Raw genomic sequence first — 22,334 nt, forward strand, 5'->3', positions numbered from 1 at the left:
TCGTTCCCCCGCCGCCGCGCGCCGAGGATTTCGCCGTCCCGTGCGCGGCCGACCGCAGGAGTCCCACGATGTTCGGGTTCCGCACCGCTCGCGCCACCCGTACCACCGTCCCCTCCCCCACCCCACACCCCACCCCACGCCCCACCCCACTCGCCGCCTCCGCCCATCGCCGCGCCCTGCGCGCCGGGCTCGCGCTGCCGTTGCTGTGCGCCGGTCTGCTCGGAACCGGAGCCGCCGCGGCGGGCGCCGCGCCCGCGACCCCCGGGGCCTCCGCCGCCGCCCGTCCCACGGCCGTGGTCGCGATGGGCGACAGCTACATCTCCGGCGAGGCCGGCCGCTGGAAGGGCAACTCGCTGACCAACTCCGGCAACCGGCTGGGCACCGACCGCGCCTGGGTCTCGGGTTCCGCCTACGACCCGGCCAAGGTCTACGGGCCGACCGCCGCCAACGGCTGCCACCGTTCGGACTCCGCCGAGATCGACAGCGCCGGCCCGCTCGCCGACACCGCCGTCAACCTGGCCTGTTCGGGCGCGACCACCGACAACGTCTTCCGCGCCGTCTCCGGCGGGCAGCCGTTCAAGGGCGAGGCCCCGCAGGCCGACCGGCTCGCGACGGTGGCCGCCGAGCGCGAGGTCAAGCTGATCGCGCTGTCGATCGGCGGCAACGACCTCGGCTTCGCCGACATCATCACGGAATGCGCCTACGACTTCGTGCTGTGGGGCTCCTACTGCCACGACGACCAGCAGGAGGTCGTGGACGCGCGGATCGACGGGGTGATGGCGAAGGTCGGCAAGTCCCTCGACGAGATCCGCGCCGTGATGCGCGCCGCCGGCTACGCCGACAGCGACTACCGCGTGGTGCTCCAGTCCTACCCCTCCCCCATCCCGCGCGGCGCCGAGAACCGCTACCCGCAGAGCGACTGGAGCCGGTTGAACACCGGCGGCTGCCCGTTCTGGAACAAGGACTCCGACTGGGCCCGGGACACGCTCGTGCCGCGCTTGGCCGACCGGCTGAAGGGCGTGGCCCAGGCCAAGGGGGCCCAGTTCCTGGACCTGCGCGACATGCTCCAGGGCCGCGAGGTGTGCGCGAAGGCGAGCAGGCTGGTCGCGTCCGGGGCGCCGGCCTCGGCGAAGACCAGCGAGTGGGCGCGGTGGATCGACAACAACGAGACGCAGGGGCCGATCCAGGAGTCCATGCACCCCAACCACTTCGGGCAGCTCGCCGCCGGTCGCTGCCTGGCCCTGCTGGCGGCCCGTCCCGCCGCGCCGGCCGCGTACGGCTGCCGCAACACCGCCGGCGCGGACCACACGGGCATGGTCCTGACCCCGTGACCTCATGACCGAATAACCCCGTGCCCGTGTGAACGCGAGCCCACGGCGACCGGCCCTCCCGCCCTCGGACGCGGGAGGGCCGGTTCGTATCCTGCGCGGCATGACGACGACGCCCACACCCCCGCCCCCGCACACTCCCCCACTCTCGGACGTCGAACTCGCGGTCGCCGCCGCCCGGGCCGGGGCCGCCGTGATCCGGTCGCTGTACGCGCGCGAGGGCCCCGGCGGGCCGGCGGCCGGGGTCCCGGGCACCCGGATCGACAAGGGTGACGGGGACTTCGCCGGCGCCGCCGACCTCGCCGCCGAGCGCGCGATCCTCGACCTGCTGCGCCGGCACCGTCCGCAGGACGCGATCACCGGTGAGGAGAGCGGGAGTTCGGGACGGGCCGGGGCGCGCCGGCGCTGGTTGGTGGACCCGTTGTGCGGCACGCTGAACTACGCGGCCCGTTCCCCGCTGGTGTCCGTGAACGTGGCCCTGCGCGAGGGCGGCCCCGGGGACTCGGGCTTGGTGCGCGTGGCCGTGTGCGCCGATCCCTTCCAGGGGGAGGTGTTCCACACCGACGGCGCGGGGGCCTTCCTGCGCACCGACGCCGGCGCGGAGCTCCCGCTCGCGCCGTCGGGGGCGTCGACCCTGGTGGACGTGAACCTGGACCCGCCGTTCCCCAATTCCCCCGCCTTCCGCGCCGCCCGGCTGCTGGACTCGGCCGGGTTCGCGGCGCGGTTCCGGCCGCGGGTCATCTCCACCACCCTGGCCGTGCCCTGGGTGGCGGCGGGGCGGCGGGCCGCGTACGTCACGGACGGGCACCTGCGCGACAGCGTGCACTTCGCGGCCGGGATCGCGGTGTGCGAGGCGGCGGGCTGCGTGGTGACGAACCTGGCGGGCGGACCGGTGCACACCGGCGCGGGCGGGCTGATCGTGGCCGCCGATCCCGCGACCCACGCCGGGCTGCTCGCGGCGATCGCCGACGCGGGCACCTCCCGTTGAGCCGGCGCCGGCCCCGGCCTCGGCGCCGGCTCAGGCGGGGCGGATGAGGCGGGCCGGTGGGGTGCGGGCGCCCTCGCGGAAGGCCGCCGTGTAGGCGGCGGCGCCGAGCCGGGTACGCAGGACCGTTTCGGCGGCGGGACCGGGGCGCATCACCGGGCGGCCCGCCGCGGCGGCCCCCAGCAGCCGTACCGCCGCGATCCACCGCCCTTGGTCGGCCTCCAGTTCCGCGAGCAGTTCCAGCGCGTACGTCTGCCCCACCCGGTCCCCGAGGGCCCACTGGCAGCGCAGGGAGCGCACGAGTTCGGCGCGGGCCTCGCCGGGCCGGCCCTCGCGGCGCTGCACCACGGCGTGCGCGCAGCCGGCCCAGGAGCGGGCCCACAGGTCGGTGGGGTCCTCCGGCGGTCCGTCCTCGATGGGCACGAGCGCGGGATCGGCGTGCGCCTGCGCCAGGGTGTACGCGGCGCGCAGCGCGCCGGGCCCGGGCCCGAACTCGGGCAGCCGGGGCAGGGTCCGCAGGGCCTCCCCGAACTCGGCGACGGCCCGTTCGGGCCTGCCCCGCCACAGCTCCAGCACCCCGCGCACGTGCGCGAGGTAGGCGAGCACCGTGTCCTCGCCCTCCAGCACGGCGGCCCGCCAGGCCGCCACGGTCAGTTCCTCCACGGCGGTCCGGTCGCGCAGTCCGGTGGCGAGCCAGCTCGCGAGCCACAGGGCCCGGGCCGGGCTGGGGCCCCGGTCGCCGCGGTCGCCGTGCGCGGTCAGGGCGCGTTCCACGTGGGTGAGGCCCTCCTCGGCGAGTCCGCAGGCCGCCCAGAGGAACCACAGGGAGCCGGCGATCTCCAGGGCGGCGGCCGGGTCGGCGCCCCGGGCGGGGTCCATCGCGATGCGGAACTCGGGCAGTTCGCGCAGGGCCTCGACGCGGGCGGCCTGCTGCCGGCCGGTGCGCCACAGGCCGGCGGCGCGTTCGGCGCGGATCCGGCAGCGGTCGTGGTGTCGGCGGCCGGCGGTGGCGAGGTCGGCGCGGGCGACGGGGGCGCAGGCCAGGCTCAGCAGGTGGGCGCGCAGGGCCGCCGGCACCCGGTGCCGGCTCGGGTCGGGTTCCGTTCCGCCCGAGACCTGGGGCAGGGCCGGCAGGAGTCGGGTGAGGGCCGCGCCGGCCGTGGCGGGGGCGAGGGGCCCGTAGCCGCACACGTCGAGGGCGGCGGCCCGGTCGAAGGCGTCGCCGAAGACGGTGAGGCGGGTGAGCAGCAGTCGTTCGTCGGGGTCGGCGAGGCGGTGGGAGCGGGCGGCGGCGGCGTAGGGGGAGGTGCGGGGGTCGGGGGCGATCACGTCGGGCGGGAGTTGGCCGAGGAGTCGGGCCGGGTCGGTGCGCAGCAGGGCCAGGGCGAGGCGCGGGGGGTGCGGGCGGACCTGGGCGGCCACCCATTCGAGGGCGGCGGGCAGTCCGTCGAGGGCGCGGCACAGGGCTGTGACGTCGGCGGCGTTGTCCTCCGTGAGGGTGAATCCGGGGTCGGCGAGGCGGGCCCGGTCGAGGTAGCAGCGGACGGCGGGGTCGAGCCCGGGGGCCGGTGCGAGGAGGGCGGTGGTGGAGGGGGCGGTGGGCGCGGGCAGTACTCCGGCGGTGCGGACGACGGGGGCCCGGGGGTGGGTGCGGGGGCGGGCGCGCTGGGGGGCGGGGGCGCCGGCGGGGCGGCCGGCGGAGGCGCGGACCCGTTCCCGGTCGCGGTCGGGTTCCCGGTCGGGGCCCGGACCCTGGCCCTGACCGGCGGGGCCGGTACCGGGGCGGGGGCCGGCGGGGTCGGGGTCCGGGTCGGCGGGGCGGGGTCGCGGGGCGGACGCGCCGAGCGGGGGCACGGGCAGCAGCATCTCGCCGGGGAGTCCCAGCACCCGCTGGGAGGTGGCGAGGATCCGGATCCGGGGGAGTTCGGCGAGGAGGGACGCGGCCAGGTCGGCGGCTCGGGGCCCCAGTTCCTCGCAGCCGTCGAGGACGAGGAGGAGGGGGCGGCGGCGGGGCAGGGCAAGGAGGGCCTCGTGGCACGGGTCCCAGGCGCGGGCGGGCAGGCCGGCGAGGTCGACCCAGAGGGGTTCCGGGGGGCCGCCGGGGGCTCCGGCCGACCCCGTGGCCGACCCCGTGGCCGACCCGATGGCCGAGACCGCGGCCGACCCCGTGGCCGGCGCTGCGCCGGACCCCGCCGCCGCCGCGCTCGCGGCCGCGGCGCGTTCGTGGGCCAGGCGCAGGGCGATCCGGGTCTTGCCGACTCCGGCCGGGCCGAGGAGGGTGACCAGGGGCTCGCGGGCGAGCAGGGCGCGCGCGCCGGCGAGTTCGCGGCCGCGTCCCGGGAGGTGTCCCGGTTCGGCGGGCAGGTCGGGGCGAATGCCGAACAGGGGGCGCTCCGTCACTGTTCCTCCCGCATCGTCCCAGGGTGCGCGATGTGCTCGGGTACGCGGTGTCCTCACATGCGTTTCCCACGAGACGGACCCGGCGAACGGGACGACGCGCAAAGAGAGATGATCGGTTCCGACACCGGCTCCCCTCGCCGGTGACCGGGAAATCCACCAGGGGAGGCCATGAACGCGAGCATTTCCGCCATCGACGACACCGACCGCGCCTTGGTCCACGCGCTGCAGCTGGCGCCCCGGGCGAGCTGGGAGCGGCTGGCCGGCGTGCTCGGCTCGCGTCCGGACACCCTGGCGCGGCGCTGGGAGCGGCTGACGGCGTGCGGGGCCGCGTGGTCCTTCGCCGTGGGGCTGCGCAGCGGCCGCCGGCCGCCGTGTCTGGCCTGGGTGGAGGTGCGGTGCGGGGCGGGGGCGGCGGACGGGGTGGGGGCGGCGTTGGCCGCCGATCCGCACGCCCTGGGGGTGGAGCACTGCACGGGGGACCGGGATCTGCTGCTGTTCGTGGCGGTGCCCGATCCGGCGGCCCTGTACCGCTGGCTGTCGGAGCGGGTGTGCCGGTTGCCGGGGGTGGTGGACACCCGTTCGGCGATCGTGACGACGGTACACCAGCCGCCGGACCGGTGGCGGCTGGACCAGTTGACGCCGGCGCAGGCGGCCCGGCTGCCGGCGTCGGTCTCACCCGGGGGCGTCGGCCGGGTCGCGGAACTCACGCCGGCGGACCGGCCGTTGGTGCTGGCCCTGGCGGGGGACGCGCGGCGCAGTGTGGCGGCGTTGGCGCGGGAGTGCGCGATGAGCGAGTCCACGGTGCGGCGCCGGTTGGCGGTGCTGGAGGCCGGGCGCGGGCTGCGCCTGGGGTGCGGGGTGTCCGCGGGCCTGTCGGGGTGGCCGGTGACGGCGACGGTGTGGGCTTCGGTGCCGGAGCACGAGGTGGTGGAGTGCGCGGCGGTGGTCGGGGGTCTGCGGGAGACGGTGGCCTGCGCGTCGGTGACCGGGCCGCGCAATCTGCTGGTCAGCGTGCGCCTGCGGTCGGTGGAGGAACTTTCGCGGTACTGCGGGGAGTTGACCCGGAGGTTGCCGGGGGTTCGGGTGGCGGACTCCTCGGTGTCACTGCGGGTGCGGAAGGTGGAGGGGCAGGTGTTGGACGCGCGGGGGTACCGGGTGGGGACGGTGGCGCCGGACATCTGGGCGGACCCCGGCGGGTCGGGGTGAGCGGTCGGGTGTGAGCGCGCGGACGCGGCGGCGCGCACGTCACACCCGCAGTGGGTGACGTGCGCGTCGCCGCGTCGTGGAGCGGGCGCGCCGGTGTGCGCCTGGTGCCGCGCGGGGTTCGGGTTCGCCGAACGGCGTCGCGCGTGGTGCTTCGCGTGGGTCCACCGACCGGGGTCGGGTGGCCGGGAGCGCGGGGTTCGTGGCGTTCCGGGCCGGCCGGACCGGTCCCGTCGCCGTCCCCGAGTGCCGTGTGGAACGGGGGCGTTGCGGGATGTTCGACCGGTGGGTCAGTGCACGGGGACGGGTTCGTGCGCGCTGTGCGCGCCGCTCTCGTCCTCGCTGCCCTTCTTCGCACCGAGGTGGTTGAAGGCCAGGTTGAGCAGGATGGCCACGATGCAACCGGTGCTGATGCCGGAGTCGAGGACCACGAGCAGGTCCTTGGGGAAGGCGTGGTAGAAGTTCGGGGCCGCGATCGGGATCAGGCCGACGCCGAGGGCCGCGGCGACGATCAGACCGTTCTCGCCCTTCTCCATGGCCGCGCTCGCCAGGGTCTGGACCCCGCTGGAGGCGACCGAGCCGAAGAGGACGATGCCGGCGCCGCCGAGGACCGGGAGCGGGACCAGGGCGATGACGGAGGCCGCCATCGGACAGAGTCCGAGCAGGATCAGGATGCCGCCGCCGGCGGCGACGACGAACCGGCTGCGGACCTTGGTCATCGCGACCAGGCCGATGTTCTGGGCGAAGGCGCTGCACATGAAGCCGTTGAACAGCGGGCTGATGACGCTGCCGAGGGTGTCGGCGCGCAGGCCGCCCTCGATGACCTTCTCGTCCGCCGGGCGTCCGACGATCTTGCCGAGGGCGAGCATGTCGGCGGTGGACTCGGTCATGCAGACCAGCATCACGATGCACATCGAGATGATGGCGGCGACCTGGAACTGCGGGGCCCCGAAGTGGAAGGGGGTGGGGAAGCCGACGACGTCGGCGTTGGTGATGGCGTCGAAGTTGGTCATCCCGAGCGGTATGGCGATCAGGGTGCCGGCGACGAGGCCGAGGAGGATGGCGATCTGCTGGAGGAATCCGCGGAGGAACTTGCGGAGTGCCAGGACGATCAGGAGAGTGACCGCCGCCATGGCGATGTTCTTCAGGGACCCGTAGTCGGCGGCCGTCTTGTTCCCGCCCTGGGCCCATCCGAAGGCCACGGGCAGCAGCGAGACGCCGATCAGGGTGATGACCGTGCCGGTGACCACCGGCGGGAAGAATCTGACCAGCTTGCCGAAATAGGGTGCCGCGAAGAATCCGATGACTCCGGCGACGATGATCGCGCCGAAGATGATGGGAAGGGCGTTGTCGCCCTCGCCCTTGCCGATGGCGATCATCGGGGTGACGCCGGCGAAGGAGACGCCGTTGACGAAGGGGAGCTTGGCGCCGATCTTCCAGAACCCGATGGTCTGGAGGAGGGTGGCGAGTCCGGCGGTGAACAGGGACGCGCCCATGAGGAACGCGGTTTCCTTGGCGGAGAGTCCCAGGGCGGGGCCGAGGATCATCGGCGGCGCCACGACACCCGCGTACATGGCGGCCACGTGCTGAAGGCCGCTGGTGAACATCTTGAACGGAGGGAGGGTCTCGTCGACCGGGTGCTTCCCCTCCGGTACTGCGACTGCGTCTTTGCGAAACCTGGGCGTTGCGGCCACGGCTTCCTCCGGTCGGTTAACACGTCGGCAGGGACGTGGGTGTCTGGGAGGTGTTGCGAGAGCGAGTCGTGCCTGTTTTCAGTTGTGGGTGGGGGGTTCGGTCTGCCAACCGGCCACGGTGTCGCGAGCGACCCGTGACCCCGGCCCCAGTGGTCTTACCGGAGTGCGGAGATCCGCGCGTCTTCGGTCGGATCGAGGGGGAGTTCGGGGATGCGGCATTGGCGATGCCGTCGTACTGGCGGTGATCCGAGCCGTCCACCGCGGATGGCGATGGCTCGGGTCACCGTCCCCGGGGGGACGCCGCGCGCTGGGCGCCGCGTCCCTCCGGGTGCGGCTGCCACGGACCCCGCTCGGGTCCGCGGCCGCCGGCCGGGGGCCGTCCCCCCCGGCCGGACTCCGGGGGATCAGGCCTGCGCGGAGATCCGCGCGAGGCGCTGGGCCTCTTCCCGCGTGCTGCGGGCGATGGCGTCCTCGTCGGCGAACAGGAGGCGGTTGTCCTCCACGATCTGCTTGCCGTTGACGAGGGACAGGGTGACCGGGGCCGCCGCGCCGAAGACGAGGGCGGTGACCGGGTCGGCGATCGAGGAGTGCAGGAAGGTGTTGAGGTTCCACATCACCAGGTCGGCGAGCTTGCCGACCTCCAGCGAACCGATCTGGTCGGCGCGGCCGAGGACCTGGGCGCCGCCGTAGGTGCCCAGGCGCAGGGCCTGGCGCGCGTTGAGGGCGCGCTCGCGGTGCACGGTGTTGAGGCGGTTGATGAGGAGCGCGTTGCGCAGCTCGGTGTGCAGCTCACCGGACTCGTTGGAGGCGGTGCCGTCCACGCCGAGGCCGACCGGGACGCCCGCGGCGAGCATGTCCGGGACCCGGGCGATGCCGGCGGCCAGGCGCGCGTTGGAGGAGGGGCAGTGCGCCACACCGGTCTTGGTGCGGGCGAAGGCCGCGATGTCCGAGTCGTTCATGTGGACGCTGTGCGCCATCCACACGTCCTCGCCGAGCCAGCCGGTGGACTCGAAGTAGTCGGTCGGGCCCATGCCGAAGAGCTCGTGGCAGAACTTCTCCTCCTCGACCGTCTCCGAGCCGTGCGTGTGCAGGCGCACACCCTTGCGGCGGGCCAGCTCGGCGCCCTGCTTGAGCAGGTCGGTGGAGACGGAGAACGGGGAGCACGGCGCGACGGCGATCTGGGTCATCGCGTCGAAGGAGGCGTCGTGGTGCTTGTCGATGGTCGCCTCGGTGGCGGCCAGCGCGCCCTCAAGCGTCTCGACGGCGAAGTCCGGGGGCAGGCCGCCGTCCTTCTCGCTGCGGTCCATGGAACCGCGGGCGAGAGTGAAGCGGACGCCCATCTCGGACGCGGCGCGGATGATCGCGCCGGACAGGTCGCCGGAGTCCTTGGGGAAGACGTAGTGGTGGTCCATGGCGGTGGTCACGCCACCGCGGGCCATCGCGGCCAGGGAGCCCTGGGCGGCGGAGTAGGCCATCTTCTCGTCGATGCGCGACCAGGTCGGGTACAGCGCGACGAGCCAGTTGAAGAGGTTGTGGTCGGTGGCCAGACCGCGGGTGATCCACTGGTAGAAGTGGTGGTGGGTGTTGACCAGACCGGGGGTCACGAGGTGCCCGGTGCCGTCGATGCGACGTACGACGTTCTCGAGGTTCTCGGGGGCCTTGCCCGCGCCGATGGACTCGATCCGGTTGCCGGCGACGACGACGTGACCCGAGGCGTACTCGGTGTCGTTGGCGTCTACGGTCGCGATCGCACAGTTCTCGATGACGATGCGCTCGACCGCGCTGTCAGTGGCTGCCGATGCTGCCATGGGACTTCCTCGTGCTTTCAGTGGCGGTGGGGGCACGGCAAGGCCCAGGGGATTTGAGTGCCGGAGCCGGGGGCCTTGACAGCTGACAGTACTGCCGCCCCGTGTGATGCGTCCGGGTGCCGAATCAGGAAGTGAGTGGGTGTTCCGGGGCCGACGTCGGCGCGCCCTGGGAGGCGCCTGCCGGGGTGGGGGGCGGCGGAACGGGGTGAGCGGGGCGGCGGGGGCGCGCCCCGGGACCACTGCGGAGTCCCGGGACGCGTCCTCGTGAGAGCCGGGCTCAGAGGTTGGTCATGTCCACCGGGATGCGCGCGTCGACGCCGTCACGGAGGATGGTCGCCTCGATCAGACCGTAGGGACGGTCCGCGGCGAAGTACACCTCGTTGTCGTTCTTGAGGCCGAAGGGCGCCAGGTCGACGAGGAAGTGGTGCTTGTTCGGGAGCGAGAAGCGAACCTCGTCGATCTCCGAACGGTGGTTGATGATCCGCGAACCCATCTGGTACAGGGTCTGCTGGAGCGACAGGGAGTAGGTCTCCGCGAAGGCCTCGAGCATGTGCTTCTTGGTGGCCTCGTAGGACTTCTCCCAGTTCGGCATCCGCTGCTCGTCGTCGGTCCAGTTGAACCGCCACCGGCCGGACACCTGGGTCGCGAGGATCCGGTCGTACGCCTCCGTGAGGGTGGTGTACTTGTCCTTCACGTAGCCCCAGAACTCCGAGTTGGTGGAGTTCATGACGACCAGGTCCTTGAGGCCGGAGATGACCTCCCAGTTCTGACCGTCGTAGGTGATCTGGGTGACGCGGGTCTCCTGGCCCTTGCGGACGAAGGAGTGCTTGACCTCGTCGGCGCCGATGAACTTGGAGTTGGCGTCGGAGGTGGCGATGCGCTCCCAGGAGTATTCCTCGATGCGGATCCGGGCCTTCTGGATCGGCTCCTGGCTGTTGACGAACCAGCGCGCGAGGTGGATGCCGAACTGCTCGGCGGACTCGATGCCGTATTCCTTGGCGAACGCGTACACCGTGTTCTTGGTGGTGTCCGTGGGCAGGACGTTCGCGTTCGAGCCGGAGTAGTGCACGTCGTCCATGTCGCCGGAAAGGGCGACCGAGACGTTCAGGTCCTTGATGCGGTGCGTGTCGCCGTCCCGCGTGATCTTGACGACGCGGTTCTCTGCTTTGCCGTACTGGTTCTGGCCGAGAATCGTGGGCATGTCTGCTAGCTCCCTCGGTAAACGGAGTAGCCGAACGGGTTGAGCAGCAGCGGTACGTGGTAGTGCTCACCCGGGTTGACCGCGAACGTGATGGTCACCTCGGGGAAGAACGCACCGCTGTCCCTTACGCGGGGGGCGTCCTGCTGCGCCTCGGCTTGCTTCTTGGAGAAGTACGTCTCGGTCTCGAAGTCGAGACGTACGTGGGTCGTGCCCTCCGGCAGGGCCGGCAGGTCCTTGCAACGCCCGTCGGCATCGGTGGCGGAGCCGCCCAGGGCGGTCCACTCGGCGTCGAGGCCGTTGCGGGCCGCGAGCGAGATGGCGACGCCTTCGGCGGGCCGGCCGATGCTGGTGTCCAGGATGTGCGTGGACACCGAAGCGGTGGTCTCGGTGCTCATGATGAAAAGGTCACTCCCCTTCGGCGAGTCGGGTCAGACGGATCCGGTTGATCTTGACGAGTTCTCCGCGGGCGATCTCCCGCTCGACCTCGGCGGTGTTCGCGATCCGGACCTTGACCGCGTCCCGCATCTGCTCACCGGTCGCACCGGTGGCGCAGATCAGGAAGACGTGACCGAACTTGTCCTGGTAGGCCAGGTTGAGTTCGAGCAGTTCGTTCTTGAGTTCCTCGGAGGCCCCGGCCATGCCGCCCTGTTCACGGGCGGAGGTCGGGTCGCCCGGCTTCGGCCGGCCGATCGGCGGGTGTCCCGCCATCGCCTCTTGCAGGTCCTCCGCGGTCAGCTCGGCCATGGCGGCGTCGCTGGCGGAGAACAGGTCGTCGGCGGTGGAGTAGGGACGCTGGGCGAGAACCTTGCTCCCCCATGCCGAACTGGCACACACCTCGTGCAGTTCGGCCGTGGCCGCTGCATCGTCGAGGGTGTTGAACCGGGTGAGCCCCGGTGTCGGACGCGAAGTCACGGGAAGCCTCCGTGGCCTGATTGCTTTGACGGGCTGCGCATAGCTAACGCCCTCGGCAACACGGCGTCAACACTTTGTTGAAACTTCCCCTACACAAAAGCCGCCGCCCGGTTGAATCGGGCGGCGGCCGGTGACAACGAGTGAAATCACGCTCACTCTTGGCTGCTCTTGTTGGGGTTTTCCCTGTTCAGGTAGTTGTACACGGTGAAGCGGCTTACGCCCAGGGCGGCCGCGACCGTTTCGACGCCGTGCCGCACGGAGAAGGCGCCGCGCGCTTCCAGTATCCGCACCACGTCCTGTTTGGTGCGCCGGTCGAGCCGCGCCAACGGTATGCCGTGACGCCGTTCCAGCGCGGCCAGAATGTGATCGAGGGATTCGGACAGCTGCGGGAGCCGGACGGCCAGGACGTCCCTGCCCTCCCACGCGAGGACCACGTCGTCGGGGCTCGCGAGCGCGGGATCGAGCAGCACACCCCCCATCGCGTCCACCAAGGGCTTCACCGCGGTGACGAAGGCGTGCCCCTCGGGCGCCACCTGTTCGAGCGCGTCGGTCATGGGGTCTCCTCCCCCGGCGGCAACACGTTGACCTGAAGGGACACCCGGGTGGCCCCGGACCTCAGGGAATCCCGCAGCAACGCGGTCACCGCCCGCAGGACCTCCTCGGCCTCGCCCTCGGCCGTGTTCCCGAAGGGACCCACGTCCACGGCGTCGAGCCGGGCGTCCTGGATGACCTCGCGAGCCGCCACGGCATGGGCAGGAGGCTCTTCGAGATCGAAGGGCTCTGTCGTGAACTCGACTCTCAATCGCACCGGCTCAAGCTACCGCGCGGTCACGAGATTCAGGGAGCCCGCACTTGACATCCGCAAGAGGACCAATGCACTCTTCCATCAGGCAGAAAGTAACTTCCGCAATACGGAAGGAGCGCAGAACCCCTCATGGGATACTCGGACCAGCGCTTCGATGTGAACCTTTCGATCCTCTACACGGAACTCCCGCTCTTGGAGCGCCCCGCGGCCGCCGCCGCGGCGGGCTTCACCGCGGTCGAGCTGTGGTGGCCCTGGATCGAGACCCCCACCCCCGCTCAGGAGGAGCTCGACGCTCTCAAGAAGGCTCTTGAGGACGCCGGCACCCAGCTCGTGGGTCTGAACTTCTACGCCGGCGCCCTGCCGGGTCCGGACCGCGGCGCGGTTTCCGTCCCCGGTGAGCAGTCGGAACGCTTCCGCGCCAACATCGAGGTGGCGGCCGACTTCGCCGCCTCGGTCGGGTGCAAGGCCCTGAACGCCCTGTACGGCAACCGCGTCGAAGGCGTGGACCCGGCCGAGCAGGACGCCCTCGCCCTGGAGAACCTGGTGCTCGCGGCCCGTGCCGCGGACCGCATCGGGGCCATCCTCCTGATCGAGACCCTGAACAAGCCCGAGTCCCCGCTGTACCCGCTGGTGAGCGCTCCGGCCGGTATCGAGATCGTGGACAAGGTGAACGAGGCCACCGGTCTCGGCAACGCCAAGTTCCTGCTCGACCTGTACCACCTGGCGATGAACGACGAGAACCTCTCCGAGGTCATCGAAAAGTACGCCGCCAAGACCGGTCACGTCCAGATCGCGGACAAGCCGGGCCGAGGCGCCCCGGGCACCGGTTCGCTGCCCCTGGAGGACCTGCTCGACCAGCTCAACAAGGCTGGTTACGAAGGGTTCGTGGGCCTGGAGTACAAGGCCGAGAACGCCGCCGAATCCTTCGGTTGGCTGCCCTCGGAAGCCCGCGCCGCGAAGTAATTCCGTACGCGCCCACAGTCGGCCCGCGTGCTTTTCGTACGAAGCTTTGAGTGTGTGAGAGAAGGACCCTCAAGATGAGCAACCTCCCCAAGATCGCGTGGATCGGTCTCGGCATCATGGGCTCCCCCATGTCCGAGAACCTCCTGAAGGCCGGCTACTCGGTCACCGGCTTCACCCTGGAGCAGGACAAGCTGGAGCGCCTCGCGGCGGCCGGCGGCACCTCGGCCGGCTCCATCGCCGAGGCCGTGGCCGACGCCGACGTCATCATCACGATGGTGCCCGCGTCCCCGCAGGTCGAGGCCATCAACTACGGTCCCGAGGGCATCCTCGAGAACGCGAAGTCCGGCGCGCTGATCATCGACATGTCGTCGATCACCCCGCAGACCTCCGTGGACCTGGCGAAGAACGCCAAGGAGAAGGGCATCCGCGTCATCGACGCCCCCGTCTCCGGCGGCGAGGCCGGCGCGATCGAGGCCGTCCTGTCGATCATGGTCGGCGGCGAGAAGGCCGACTTCGACGCGGCCCTCCCGATCCTCGAGGCCCTCGGCAAGACCATCGTCCTGTGCGGCCCGCACGGCTCCGGCCAGACGGTCAAGGCGGCCAACCAGCTCATCGTCGCCGTGAACATCCAGGCGTGCGCCGAGGCCGTGGTCTTCCTGGAGAAGTCCGGCGTGGACCTCGAGGCCGCGCTCGACGTCCTCAACGGCGGTCTGGCCGGTTCGACCGTGCTGACCCGCAAGAAGGACAACTTCCTGAACCGCGACTTCAAGCCCGGTTTCCGGATCGACCTGCACCACAAGGACATGGGCATCGTCACCGACGCCGCCCGCAACGTGGGTGCCGCCCTCCCGGTCGGCGCGGTCGTGGCCCAGCTCGTCGCCTCGCTGCGCGCCCAGGGTGACGGTGGCCTGGACCACTCCGCCCTGCTCCGCGCCGTCGAGCGTCTCTCCGGCGCCCAGGTCTGAGCGGACCCCCAAGACGTGTGCGGACCGACCCACGAAATCGGTCGGCACACCGCCCCCTCACCGGGGCAATGAGTTTCCGGACGGCGTCGGCGCTGACACCTGTCCTGTCGCGCCCAAGCGTCGGCGCCGTCCGGATCAACTCCCCACAATCTTTTTCTTCAACAAACTGTTGACGGTAGGAAGGGCCGAATTTAGGCTCTCCGCATGACGGAAGACTCTTTCCGCCAGCAGGTATCCGTACGGAAGGTCACCATGTCGAAGCGCGTGCTTACGACCGAGTCCGGCGCCCCGATCGCCGACAACCAGAACTCCGCCACCGCCGGCGTCGGTGGCCCGCTGCTCATCCAGGACCAGCAGCTCCTGGAGAAGCTGGCGCGCTTCAACCGTGAGCGGATCCCGGAGCGTGTCGTGCACGCCCGCGGCTCCGGCGCCTACGGGTACTTCGAGGTCACCGACGACGTCACCGACTTCACCACCGCCGCCTTCCTCAACGAGATCGGCAAGAAGACCGAGGTCTTCCTCCGCTTCTCCACCGTGGCCGACTCCCTCGGTGGCGCCGACGCCGTCCGCGACCCCCGCGGCTTCGCGCTGAAGTTCTACACCGAAGAGGGCAACTACGACCTCGTCGGCAACAACACCCCGGTCTTCTTCATCAAGGACCCGCTGAAGTTCCCCGACTTCATCCACTCCCAGAAGCGCGACCCCTTCACGGGCAAGCAGGAGCCGGACAACGTCTGGGACTTCTGGGCGCACGCCCCCGAGGCCACCCACCAGATCACCTGGCTCATGGGCGACCGCGGCATCCCCGCGTCCTACCGCCACATGAACGGCTACGGCTCCCACACCTTCCAGTGGACCAACGCCGAGGGCGAGGCCTTCTTCGTCAAGTACCACTTCAAGACGAACCAGGGCGTCCGCTCCCTCTCCGCCGACCAGGCCGCCGAGCTCGTCGGCAAGGACGCGAACTCGCACCAGACGGACCTGCTGCAGGCCATCGAGCGCGGCGTGAACCCGTCCTGGACCCTCCACGTCCAGATCATGCCCGCCGCCGAGGCCGCGGAGTACCGCTTCAACCCGTTCGACCTCACCAAGGTGTGGCCGCACAGCGACTACCCGCTCCAGCGCGTCGGTCGCCTGGTGCTGGACCGCAACCCGGACAACGTGTTCCAGGAGGTCGAGCAGTCGGCGTTCTCCCCGAACAACTTCGTCCCGGGCATCACCGCCTCCCCGGACAAGATGCTCCAGGGTCGCCTGTTCGCCTACGCCGACGCCCAGCGCTACCGCCTCGGTGTGAACCACACCCAGCTCGCGGTCAACGCCCCGAAGGCGGCCCAGGCCGACAACTACGGTCGCGACGGCCTCATGGCCACCCGCAACGGTGCCCGCACGGACAAGAACTACGAGCCCAACTCGTACTCGGGTCCCGCGGAGACCGGCAACGCCCTCGGCGCCTCCAAGGCCGTCGCCGGCTACACCGGCACCCACGAGGCGCCCGCCCACACCAAGGACGACGACTTCTACCAGGCCGGTGAGCTCTTCCGCCTGATGTCCGAGGACGAGAAGCAGCGTCTGGTGGCGAACATCGCCGGTGGCCTGTCCCAGGTCTCCCGCGAGGACGTCATCGAGAAGAACCTGGCTCACTTCCACGCCGCCGACGCCGACTACGGCAAGCGCGTCGAGGAGGCCGTCCGCGCCCTGCGCGACGCCTGAGCCGACAAGCTGCGCCGGTGACCTGACGGGAGGTCGGGTCACCGGTGCCGACCCGGACGACGGACCCGGATGAGGGGTGGTCCGTTCGTTCGGGAGGACGAGGACCGCGGTGGCGTCGAGCCAGTGCGGTGGTAAAGGCCCAGTGGCCGTTCTCTTGACCTGAGGGAGCACGGCCAAGGTGTCCTGTCGCCGCCACCGCGGTCCCAGCCACATCTCCCATCCTCTTCTCGTAGAGGGGCCACGCACAGAGCCCTCTCTATAAGAGGGGACGGAAAACCTCCCCGCACACCCCGCCCGGCGGTGCGAACGTCCTGTCGCGCCAGCCTCGCCCCGTCGGGCGGTAAGAACCAGAGCCCCGTGTCACGGACGGTCCCGTGACACGGGGCTTTGTCATGCGCCGACGCGGCGGGCACCGGAGTCCCCCCGGCCCCTCGGTCCGGCAGCCCCACGGGCCCCTGCCGGGCAGGGCAGCGCGCCCTGGAGGCCGCTCCGCTCGCCGCCCGCACCCCGAGGGGGTACGAGGGGGCCGAGCGCGTGTCCGCGGCGAGGCCGGAGAGCCCGTCCGCACGTTCACGCCCGCCCGAGGGGCACTCCCCCGGCGTGCGGCCCCGCAGCACGACGCCGGCCCACCAGGACGAGCCCCGTGCGCCGCAGGCCCACACCTGACGATCCGCCCCCGAGAGCCCGCCCCCGCGGCACGCCTCACGCGCACGCCTCACCGCACGCGGCACGGCGCGGGCCGGCCCATCGGGCTGCGCCCGCGACCCGCCCGCCTGCGAGGCCGCGTGCCCGCCGAGGCACGGGGCCGGCCCACGGCTCCCTGCCTGCCGCCGGAAACCCGGGCGCCCGAACGTGGTGCCCGCCCTCGCGCCGCGCGCCACACCGGCACCGTCCGGCCCGCTCTCGTGCGCCCCTCGACGGCCGCTGCGGGCGCCGGGCGCCCGGACGGCGCGCGCCCGTTCCGTCCGTCCCGTACGGCCACACCGGCCCGCGCCCGCGTTCCGGCGTGCGGCACGACTCCGGGGCCTTCGGCCCCCATCGCACGCGAAACGGCCCCTGCTCCTCCGGAAGGAGGGACAGGGGCCGTTCGGGACTGTCAGCCTGGGCCTTGCGGCCCGAGGTGTCAGAAGGGGCGGATCGCGGTCGGCGCGTGGCCGGCCTCGGTCGCCAGCTCTTCGAACTCGGTCACGTTGCTGATGTCGGCGGTGCCGCTCATCGAGATGTTGGTGACGCGCTCCAGGATCGCCTCGACGACGACCGGGACCTGGAACTCGGCCGCCAGCTTCTTGGCCTCCTCGAACGCGGCGCCCAGCTCGTTCGGGTCGGTCACGCGGATCGCCTTGCAGCCGAGGCCCTCGGCGACCTTGACGTGGTCGACACCGTAGACGCCGAGCTCCGGGGAGTTGACGTTCTCGAACTCCAGGTTGACCTGGAAGTTGATGTCCAGGCCGCGCTGGGCCTGACGGATCAGACCGAGGTAGGAGTTGTTGACCAGGACGTGGACGTACGGGATCTTGTGCTGCGCGCCGACGGCCAGCTCTTCGATCATGAACTGGAAGTCGTAGTCACCGGAGAGCGCGACGACCTGGGTGTCCGGGTCGGCGGTGGCGACACCGAGCGCGGCCGGGATGGTCCAGCCGAGCGGGCCGGCCTGGCCACAGTTGATCCAGTGGCGCGGCTTGTAGACGTGGAGCATCTGCGCACCGGCGATCTGGGACAGACCGATGGTGGTGACGTAACGGGTGTCGGGCCCGAACGCCTTGTTCATCTCCTCGTACACGCGCTGCGGCTTGATCGGGATGTCGTCGAAGTGCGTGCGGCGCAGCAGGGTGGCCTTGCGCTCCTGGGCCGAGTCGATCCAGGTGCGGCGGTCGGGCAGCTTGCCCTCGGCCTTGAGCTCCTTGGCGACCTCGATGAAGAGCTCCAGCGCGACCTTGGCGTCGGAGGCGATGCCGAGGTCGGGGGCGAAGATCTTGCCGATCTGGGTGGGCTCGATGTCCACGTGGACGAACTTGCGGCCCTTGGTGTAGACGTCGAGCTTGTAACCGGTGTGACGGTTGGCCCAACGGTTGCCGAGGCCCAGGACGAAGTCCGACTCCAGGAACGTCGCGTTGCCGTAGCGGTGCGAGGTCTGGAGGCCGACCATGCCGGCGTTCAGCTCGTGGTCGTCCGGGATGGTGCCCCAGCCCATCAGGGTGGGGATGACCGGGGTGCCGGTGATCTCGGCGAACTCGACCAGCAGGTCGGAGGCGTCGGCGTTGATGATGCCGCCGCCGGCCACGATCAGCGGGCGCTCGGAGGCGACCAGCATCTCGATGGCGCGCTCGACCTGCTTGCGGGTGGCGACCGACTTGTGAACCGGCAGCGGCTCGTACAGGTCGGGGTCGAACTCGATCTCCGTCAGCTGGACGTCGATCGGGAGGTCGATCAGGACCGGGCCCGGACGGCCGGAGCGCATCAGGTGGAAGGCCTGCTGGAAGACGCCGGGGACCTGCGCGGCCTCCAGGACCGTCACGGCCATCTTGGTGACCGGCTTGGCGATCGACGCGATGTCGACGGCCTGGAAGTCCTCCTTGTGGATCACGCTGGTGGGCGCCTGCCCCGTGATGCACAGGATCGGGATCGAGTCACCGATCGCGGAGTAGAGGCCGGTGATCATGTCGGTGCCGGCGGGGCCGGAGGTGCCGATGCACACACCGATGTTGCCCGGGTTGGTGCGGGTGTAGCCCTCGGCCATGTGCGAGGCGCCCTCGACGTGGCGAGCGAGGGTGTGCTTGATGCCCCCGACGTTCTTCAGCTCACGGTAGAAGGGGTTGATCGCAGCGCCGGGGACGCCGAACGCTTGCGCCACACCTTCGCGCTTGAGGATCTCCACGGCCGCGGCAGCGGCGGTCATACGAGGCATCGAGTACTCCTGCGGGTCAGGCTGTTTCCGTCATACGGAAGTTTTGTTCCTCTATACGGAACAACCTAAGGGCGTAGTTCCCTCTCGTCAAGGCGCGTCGACACCTCGGAAAGCACCAAAAGCCGCGTTCCGGTCCGTGAGTTGTACGAAAAGCCGATCGGGGGTGTGGACAGCGGCTCGCGTCTCCCGCGGAGATCGCGGATGGTGGAGCATGGATGCACGCACAGCGACACAGGGGGAGGGCGAGGCGGCCATGGTGGAACGGATCTCGGTGCGGTGCCCGGGATGCGCGCGGGAGACGGGGTTCGCTCCCCCCGTGTTCCCGTGCGCGTGCGGGAGCCCCGTGGCCCCGCCCCTGGACCCGGCGAACCCGCCCGTGCCGCTGCTGCGGCGCACGTGGGAGGAGAGCTGGGTGACCGTCCGCTGCGGGGCCTGCGGGCGGGACGGGCAGTGGCCGCACCCGGAACTCGGCTGCGCGGGCTGCGGCACCCTGGCCCTCGTGCCCGTCCTGCCGGTGGACGGAGGGGACGGAGGGGACGGGGCCGACCGGAACGAGTCGGGCGCGGGTGGCAGGACGGCGCGGGAGGAGCTCGTGGCGCCGGGGCACGGACGACACCGGGCGCCGGAGGACACGTCGCCGGCGGGCGGGGCGGTGGATCCGGTGCCGAGCCGGGGCCCCGGCTCCGGCAGCCACCGCGGGCCCCGGGCCCCTGAACGCGTCCCCGAACAGGGTGGCCCCCGTGAGCCCGGCCCCCGTGAGCCCGGGGCTCGCGCGTCCGCGGCCGAGGACCCCGGGGGGCAGGGCGCGGGGCCCGCCGGTCGGGGGCCCTTCCGTCCCGTGACGATCCGCACCACGCGGGACGCGGTCTCCTCCGCCGTGCTCTACCTGCGCTGGCTGGGCTTCCGCGACGTGCGCCAACCGGACCCGCGGCCCGCTCCCGCACCGGCCGGGGACGAGGCGACCCGGCCGGCCGCCGCCGTGGACCTGCGGGCCCCGGGGGTGATCGCGCAGGTGGATCCGACCACCGCGCCGGTCGGGCCGGCGGCCGTGGAGTGCGTGTGGCTGAACGGGCTCACGGTCGCCGCCGCCGGCGTGTACTTCGCGCTGGCCGGCTACACGGACGAGGCCCGGGCGCGGGCCGACGCCTTGGGGATACCCCTGTTCACGATGGATCTGACGGGCGTCCCGCAAGGGGTGAACGACGCGGCGGAACAGCTGGTGGGGGCCGGGGCGCCCTGAGTCCCGGCGGACCGCTTACCCTCGGCAGGGTGCCCGGTGGGCCGCTCGGCCCGCCCCCGTTGTCCCTGCCGAGGAGTAGGTCTCTTGAGCCTGTACGACATCCCCCTGGTGACCCTGTCCGACGAGCCCACCAGTCTCGCGCCGTTCAAGGGCAAGGCCGTCCTGGTGGTCAACACCGCGTCCCAGTGCGGTCTGACCCCGCAGTACTCGGGTCTGGCCCGGCTGCACATGGCGTACGCCGACAAGGGGTTCACGGTCATCGGCGTGCCCTGCAACCAGTTCGCCGGACAGGAGCCCGGCAACGCCGAGGACATCCAGACCTTCTGCGCCGCCGGCTTCGGCGTGACCTTCCCGATGCTGGCCAAGTCCGAGGTCAACGGCGAGAACCGGCACCCGCTGTACGCGGAGCTGGTGAAGACCCCCGATGCCGAGGGGGTGGCCGGTGACGTGCAGTGGAACTTCGAGAAGTTCCTGATCTCGCCGGAGGGCGAGGTCGTGGGCCGCTTCCGGCCGCGCACCGAGCCGGAGTCCCCGGAGGTCGTCGCGGCGATCGAGGCGCACCTGCCGGCCTGATCCGGACCGGGCCCGCCGGGCGCGTCGCGGCCGGCGGGCGGGGCGGGATCCGGGGGCGGTCAGTTGACGAGGCGGTCGCGGCCGGCCCAGTAGGGTTCGCGGAGTTTGAACTTCTGGATCTTGCCGGTGGCGGTGCGGGGGATCTCGGCGCGGAATTCCACGCTGGTCGGCGCCTTGTAGCCGGCCGCGTGGCGTTTGCAGTGGGCGATGATCTCGGCCTCGTCGGCGTGGGCGCCCTCGGCGAGGACCACCAGGGCCTTGACGGTCTCGCCCCATTTCTCGTGCGGGACCCCGATGACGGCGACCTCGGCCACGGCCGGGTGGGCGAAGATCACGTCCTCGACCTCGATGGACGAGACGTTCTCGCCGCCGGTGATGATGACGTCCTTCTTGCGGTCGGAGATGGTGAGGTGGCCGTCCTCCGGGTCGATGTCGCCGCCGTCGCCGGTGTGGAACCAGCCGTCGGCGAGAGCCGCGTCGGTCTCCTCCGGCTTCTCCCAGTACCCGTCGAGGACGACGTTGGAGCGGGCGAGGACCTCGCCGCCCTCCGAGACCCGCAGTTTCACGCCGAGCGCGGGCAGGCCGGCGCGGGAGAGCCGGCGGGCGCGTTCGGGTGCGGGCAGGGCGTCGTCTGTGGGGAGGGTGCGGTTGAAGGTGAGCAGCGGGGAGGTCTCGGTGAGGCCGTAGATCTGCGTGAACTCCCAGCCGAGTTCCTCGCCGACGCGCTGGATGGTGCGGCTGGGCGGCGGGGCGCCGGCGCAGACGATGCGGACCCGGTCGCGGCCGGGGATCTCGCCGTCCCAGCCGGCGGCGGCGTCGAGGACGGTGTTCCAGACGGCGGGGGCGCCGCACATGAGGGTGACGCCGTGCTCCTCGACGCGGCGCAGGATCTCGGCGCCGTCGACCTTGCGCAGGACCACCTGTTTCACGCCCATGCCGGCCATGACGTAGGGCATGCCCCAGCCGTTGCAGTGGAACATCGGGAGGGTGTGCAGGTACACGTCGCGTTCCCAGACGCGGGTGTGCAGGCCGAAGGTGAGGCCGTTGACCCAGATGTTGCGGTGGGTGAGCTGCACGCCCTTGGGGCGGGCGGTGGTGCCGGAGGTGTAGTTGATCGTGGCGGTGGCGTCCTCGTCGGGGCGGGACCAGGGGCGGGGTTCGACGCCGAAGCGCAGCAGTTCGGCGTCGCTCTCGGCGCCGAGGACGAACCGGTGGCGGACCCGGATCCCGGCGAGCGCGGCGTCGAGTTCGGGGTCCACGAGCAGGACCGAGGCCCCGCTCTGCTCGACCACGTAGGCGACCTCCTCCGGCTTCAGCCGGAAGTTGACGGGCACGCAGACCCGGCCGCTCATGGGGACGGCGAAGAGGAGTTCCAGCATGCGCGCGGAGTTGTGGCTGACGACGGCGACGCGTTCGCCTTCGCGGACGCCGAGGGCGTCGAAGCCGGCCTGCCAGGCGCGGACCCGTTCGGCGAGAGTGCCGTAGGTGCCGGTGGGGACGGGCGGGGCCGGTTGGTCGGGCTCGTCCACCACCCCGGGGGAGGCGGCGAAGCCCAGCTCCGCCCGGTCGAGGAAATCGGACACCGTCATGGGAACCCGCATCGCACCCTCGCTTCGTCGCTTCGTCGCGTTCGTGACACCGG

General features: G+C 71.7%; 18 protein-coding genes. 8 read left to right on the forward strand and 10 right to left on the reverse strand.

Annotated elements, in window-relative coordinates; all coding sequences use genetic code 11:
• The first annotated feature begins 68 nt into the window (after positions 1-68).
• Positions 69-1,331, forward strand: a complete 1,263-nt coding sequence (locus tag ACN20G_RS03030; protein ID WP_424211143.1) for a GDSL-type esterase/lipase family protein — start codon at positions 69-71, stop codon at positions 1,329-1,331.
• A 100-nt stretch (positions 1,332-1,431) separates the two neighbouring features.
• On the forward strand, positions 1,432-2,316 hold the full coding sequence (locus ACN20G_RS03035) for an inositol monophosphatase family protein (protein ID WP_424211144.1): 885 nt from the start codon (positions 1,432-1,434) through the stop codon (positions 2,314-2,316).
• A gap of 30 nt (positions 2,317-2,346) precedes the next feature.
• On the opposite strand, the gene ACN20G_RS03040 is transcribed toward ACN20G_RS03035, so the two are convergent.
• Entirely contained in the window at positions 2,347-4,713 is a 2,367-nt protein-coding gene (locus ACN20G_RS03040; protein ID WP_424211145.1) for an ATP-binding protein, read from the reverse strand.
• Positions 4,714-4,881: 168 nt separating this feature from the next.
• On the opposite strand from ACN20G_RS03040, the gene ACN20G_RS03045 reads away from it, so the two are divergent.
• Positions 4,882-5,919, forward strand: coding sequence for an Lrp/AsnC family transcriptional regulator (locus ACN20G_RS03045; RefSeq protein ID WP_424211146.1), 1,038 nt, complete (start codon positions 4,882-4,884; stop codon positions 5,917-5,919).
• A 287-nt stretch (positions 5,920-6,206) separates the two neighbouring features.
• Here ACN20G_RS03045 and ACN20G_RS03050 read toward each other — a convergent pair whose 3' ends face one another.
• The 7 genes from ACN20G_RS03050 to ACN20G_RS03080 form a co-directional block, all read right to left on the reverse strand.
• Entirely contained in the window at positions 6,207-7,610 is a 1,404-nt protein-coding gene (locus ACN20G_RS03050; protein WP_424211147.1) for a nucleobase:cation symporter-2 family protein, read from the reverse strand.
• Positions 7,611-8,014: 404 nt separating this feature from the next.
• Positions 8,015-9,418, reverse strand: coding sequence for an 8-oxoguanine deaminase (locus tag ACN20G_RS03055; protein WP_424211148.1), 1,404 nt, complete (start codon positions 9,416-9,418; stop codon positions 8,015-8,017).
• A 277-nt stretch (positions 9,419-9,695) separates the two neighbouring features.
• Positions 9,696-10,619, reverse strand: a complete 924-nt coding sequence (gene pucL, locus ACN20G_RS03060) for a factor-independent urate hydroxylase (protein ID WP_424211149.1) — start codon at positions 10,617-10,619, stop codon at positions 9,696-9,698.
• Positions 10,620-10,624: 5 nt separating this feature from the next.
• The gene (gene uraH / locus ACN20G_RS03065; RefSeq protein ID WP_424211150.1) at positions 10,625-11,014 is read right to left on the reverse strand and encodes a hydroxyisourate hydrolase; all 390 of its coding nucleotides are present in this window, start codon (positions 11,012-11,014) and stop codon (positions 10,625-10,627) included.
• 10 nt (positions 11,015-11,024) lie between these two features.
• On the reverse strand, positions 11,025-11,531 hold the full coding sequence (uraD, locus tag ACN20G_RS03070; RefSeq protein ID WP_424211151.1) for a 2-oxo-4-hydroxy-4-carboxy-5-ureidoimidazoline decarboxylase: 507 nt from the start codon (positions 11,529-11,531) through the stop codon (positions 11,025-11,027).
• Positions 11,532-11,683: 152 nt separating this feature from the next.
• Positions 11,684-12,085 carry a helix-turn-helix domain-containing protein gene (locus tag ACN20G_RS03075; RefSeq protein WP_424211152.1) on the reverse strand — a complete coding sequence of 134 codons (402 nt, stop codon included), beginning with the start codon at positions 12,083-12,085 and terminating at the stop codon, positions 11,684-11,686.
• Positions 12,082-12,339, reverse strand: a complete 258-nt coding sequence (locus ACN20G_RS03080) for a hypothetical protein (protein WP_424211153.1) — start codon at positions 12,337-12,339, stop codon at positions 12,082-12,084. The genes ACN20G_RS03075 and ACN20G_RS03080 overlap by 4 nt, the downstream gene beginning before the upstream one ends.
• A gap of 126 nt (positions 12,340-12,465) precedes the next feature.
• On the opposite strand from ACN20G_RS03080, the gene ACN20G_RS03085 reads away from it, so the two are divergent.
• The 3 genes from ACN20G_RS03085 to ACN20G_RS03095 all read left to right on the forward strand — a co-directional run bounded on the left by ACN20G_RS03085 (position 12,466) and on the right by ACN20G_RS03095 (position 15,974).
• Positions 12,466-13,299 carry a TIM barrel protein gene (locus ACN20G_RS03085; protein WP_424211154.1) on the forward strand — a complete coding sequence of 278 codons (834 nt, stop codon included), beginning with the start codon at positions 12,466-12,468 and terminating at the stop codon, positions 13,297-13,299.
• 74 nt (positions 13,300-13,373) lie between these two features.
• Positions 13,374-14,264, forward strand: coding sequence for a 2-hydroxy-3-oxopropionate reductase (locus ACN20G_RS03090; RefSeq protein WP_424211155.1), 891 nt, complete (start codon positions 13,374-13,376; stop codon positions 14,262-14,264).
• Positions 14,265-14,516: 252 nt separating this feature from the next.
• Positions 14,517-15,974: a catalase gene (locus ACN20G_RS03095; protein WP_424215347.1), complete on the forward strand. Its 1,458-nt coding sequence runs from the start codon at positions 14,517-14,519 to the stop codon at positions 15,972-15,974.
• A 1,123-nt stretch (positions 15,975-17,097) separates the two neighbouring features.
• On the opposite strand, the gene gcl is transcribed toward ACN20G_RS03095, so the two are convergent.
• A complete protein-coding gene (gene gcl / locus ACN20G_RS03100; RefSeq protein ID WP_424215348.1) occupies positions 17,098-18,870 on the reverse strand; it encodes a glyoxylate carboligase in 1,773 nt (590 codons plus the stop codon).
• Between the two features lie 352 nt (positions 18,871-19,222).
• Between gcl and ACN20G_RS03105 the strand changes: the two genes are divergently transcribed.
• Both ACN20G_RS03105 and ACN20G_RS03110 read left to right on the forward strand, forming a co-directional pair.
• Complete coding sequence (locus tag ACN20G_RS03105; protein ID WP_424211156.1) at positions 19,223-20,119, forward strand: hypothetical protein; 897 nt, start codon at positions 19,223-19,225, stop codon at positions 20,117-20,119.
• Positions 20,120-20,203: 84 nt separating this feature from the next.
• Complete coding sequence (locus tag ACN20G_RS03110; RefSeq protein WP_424211157.1) at positions 20,204-20,692, forward strand: glutathione peroxidase; 489 nt, start codon at positions 20,204-20,206, stop codon at positions 20,690-20,692.
• Between the two features lie 59 nt (positions 20,693-20,751).
• On the opposite strand, the gene ACN20G_RS03115 is transcribed toward ACN20G_RS03110, so the two are convergent.
• The gene (locus tag ACN20G_RS03115; RefSeq protein WP_424211158.1) at positions 20,752-22,293 is read right to left on the reverse strand and encodes an AMP-binding protein; all 1,542 of its coding nucleotides are present in this window, start codon (positions 22,291-22,293) and stop codon (positions 20,752-20,754) included.
• Positions 22,294-22,334 lie beyond the last annotated feature (41 nt).

The organism is Streptomyces dryopteridis, assembly GCF_049606955.1.
In the GTDB taxonomy this organism is placed as follows: Bacteria; Actinomycetota; Actinomycetes; order Streptomycetales; family Streptomycetaceae; genus Streptomyces.

Excerpts from the sequence above, each read along its gene's own strand:
- ACN20G_RS03030 (WP_424211143.1), top strand. The coding sequence starts at position 69 with ATGTTCGGGTTCCGCACCGCTCGCGCCACCCGTACCACCGTCCCCTCC.
- gcl (WP_424215348.1), bottom strand. The coding sequence starts at position 18,870 with ATGACCGCCGCTGCCGCGGCCGTGGAGATCCTCAAGCGCGAAGGTGTG.
- ACN20G_RS03115 (WP_424211158.1), bottom strand. The coding sequence starts at position 22,293 with ATGCGGGTTCCCATGACGGTGTCCGATTTCCTCGACCGGGCGGAGCTG.
- ACN20G_RS03035 (WP_424211144.1), top strand. The coding sequence starts at position 1,432 with ATGACGACGACGCCCACACCCCCGCCCCCGCACACTCCCCCACTCTCG.
- ACN20G_RS03085 (WP_424211154.1), top strand. The coding sequence starts at position 12,466 with ATGGGATACTCGGACCAGCGCTTCGATGTGAACCTTTCGATCCTCTAC.
- ACN20G_RS03045 (WP_424211146.1), top strand. The coding sequence starts at position 4,882 with ATGAACGCGAGCATTTCCGCCATCGACGACACCGACCGCGCCTTGGTC.
- uraH (WP_424211150.1), bottom strand. The coding sequence starts at position 11,014 with ATGAGCACCGAGACCACCGCTTCGGTGTCCACGCACATCCTGGACACC.
- ACN20G_RS03075 (WP_424211152.1), bottom strand. The coding sequence starts at position 12,085 with ATGACCGACGCGCTCGAACAGGTGGCGCCCGAGGGGCACGCCTTCGTC.
- ACN20G_RS03090 (WP_424211155.1), top strand. The coding sequence starts at position 13,374 with ATGAGCAACCTCCCCAAGATCGCGTGGATCGGTCTCGGCATCATGGGC.
- ACN20G_RS03055 (WP_424211148.1), bottom strand. The coding sequence starts at position 9,418 with ATGGCAGCATCGGCAGCCACTGACAGCGCGGTCGAGCGCATCGTCATC.
- pucL (WP_424211149.1), bottom strand. The coding sequence starts at position 10,619 with ATGCCCACGATTCTCGGCCAGAACCAGTACGGCAAAGCAGAGAACCGC.
- ACN20G_RS03095 (WP_424215347.1), top strand. The coding sequence starts at position 14,517 with ATGTCGAAGCGCGTGCTTACGACCGAGTCCGGCGCCCCGATCGCCGAC.